A 1,969-nucleotide genomic window follows, 5' to 3' on the forward strand; every position below is an offset into this window, starting at 1 on the left:
TCAATTACAGTTGAAAAAACTGCCCCTGATGCTGAAGGTAATATTGTTGTGACATTCTCAGATGGTTCATCAGTCACAATTCCAAAAGGTGCGAAAGGTGATACTGGTGCACAAGGTGAAGCAGGTAAAGATGCGACACCATTAACAGTTACAGGTTCAACGCAAACACCTGATGGCAATACTGAAGTGACATTCAGTGACGGATCTAAAGTCGTTATTCCAAAAGCGAAAGATGGCGCAGACGGTAAGTCTATTACGGTTCAAGGCACTGAAAAAACACCAGAAGGCGATACAAAAGTAACGTTCTCAGATGGTGCTTCAATCACAATCGCAAAAGGCGATAAAGGTGACACAGGTGCAAAAGGTGACGCAGGTCAAAACGGTGCGGACGGTAAATCAATTACGGTTCAAAGTGTTCAACCTGATAAAGATGGCAACACAGAAATCACATTCAATGATGGATCTAAAGTTGTTATTCCAAAAGCGAAAGACGGCGTGGACGGTAAGTCAATCACAATTACTGAAACAGCTGTTCAACCAGATGGTTCAACAAAAGTAACATTCAGCGATGGTCACGAAGTTGTTATCCCTAAAGGAGAAAAAGGCGATGCTGGACAAAATGGTACAGATGGTCAATCAGTTACAGTCGCAAAAGTAGAGCCACAACCAAATGGCGATACAAAAGTCACATTTAGTGATGGTAAAGAACTTACTATTCCTAAAGGAGAAAAAGGCGACAAAGGTGATACTGGTGCGAATGGCGCAGACGGTCAATCCGTGACAGTTAAATCTTCTGAAGTCCAACCAGATGGCAGCACAAAAGTAGTCTTCTCAGACGGACATGAAGTGACTATTCCAAAAGCACAAGATGGTAAATCAATTACAGTTGAAAAAACTGCCCCTGATGCTGGAGGTAATATAGTTGTGACGTTTAGTGATGGCTCAACAGTCACAATACCTAAAGGTGCGAAAGGTGATACTGGCGCACAAGGTGAAGCAGGTCAAAATGGTGTAGACGGCAAATCAATCACAATTACTGAAACAGCTGTTCAACCAGACGGATCAACAAAAGTGACATTCAGTGATGGTCATGAAGTTGTCATTCCTAAAGGTGCGAAAGGCGATGCTGGCGAAGCAGGTCAATCAGTTACAGTCGCAAAAGTAGAGCCACAACCAAATGGTGATACGAAAGTCACATTTAGTGACGGTAAAGAACTTACTATTCCTAAAGGCGAAAAAGGTGACGCAGGTGCGAATGGTCAATCTGTAACTGTTCAATCAACAGCTCCAGATGCGGATGGTAACACAGTTATCACATTCAGCGATGGTACTAAAGTTGTTGTTCCTAAAGGTGCGAAAGGTGATAAAGGTGACACTGGAGAAGCGGGTCAAAACGGCTTAAATGGTCAATCTATCACAGTTCAAGGCACAGAAAAAACACCAGAAGGCGATACAAAAGTTACATTCTCTGATGGCACTACAGTCACAATCGCAAAAGGCGATAAAGGAGATAAAGGTGATTCAGTCACAGTCGCGAAAGTAGAACCACAACCAAATGGTGATACAAAAGTTACATTCTCTGACGGTAAAGAAATTGTCATTCCTAAAGGAGAAAAAGGTGACCCAGGTAAAGACGGTGTAGATGGTAAAGATGCAGCACCATTAACAGTTACAAGCACTGAAAAAGATGCGGACGGCAACACTGTTATTCACTTCAGTGATGGTGGTACAGCAGTTATCTCTAAAGGCGATAAAGGTGCAGACGGTCAATCTATTACAGTTCAAAACGTTGTGCCAGATAAAGATGGTAATACAGAAGTAACGTTCTCAGATGGCTCTAAAGTGACAATTCCTAAAGCGAAAGATGGCGTAGATGGTAAGTCAGTTACTATTACTGGTAATGAAACATTACCAAGGGGTGATATCAAAGTTACATTCAGTGATGGACATGAAATCATCATTCCTAAAG

Annotated in this window: 1 pseudogene; it reads left to right on the forward strand. The window is 42.1% G+C overall.

What is annotated here, in order from left to right:
* Positions 1 to 1,969 (forward strand): annotated as a pseudogene (locus tag HMPREF2846_RS12670) (DUF4988 domain-containing protein); the annotation flags it as partial.

Source organism: Staphylococcus sp. HMSC056G08, assembly GCF_001812305.1.
GTDB classification, from domain to species: domain Bacteria; phylum Bacillota; class Bacilli; order Staphylococcales; family Staphylococcaceae; genus Staphylococcus; species Staphylococcus simulans.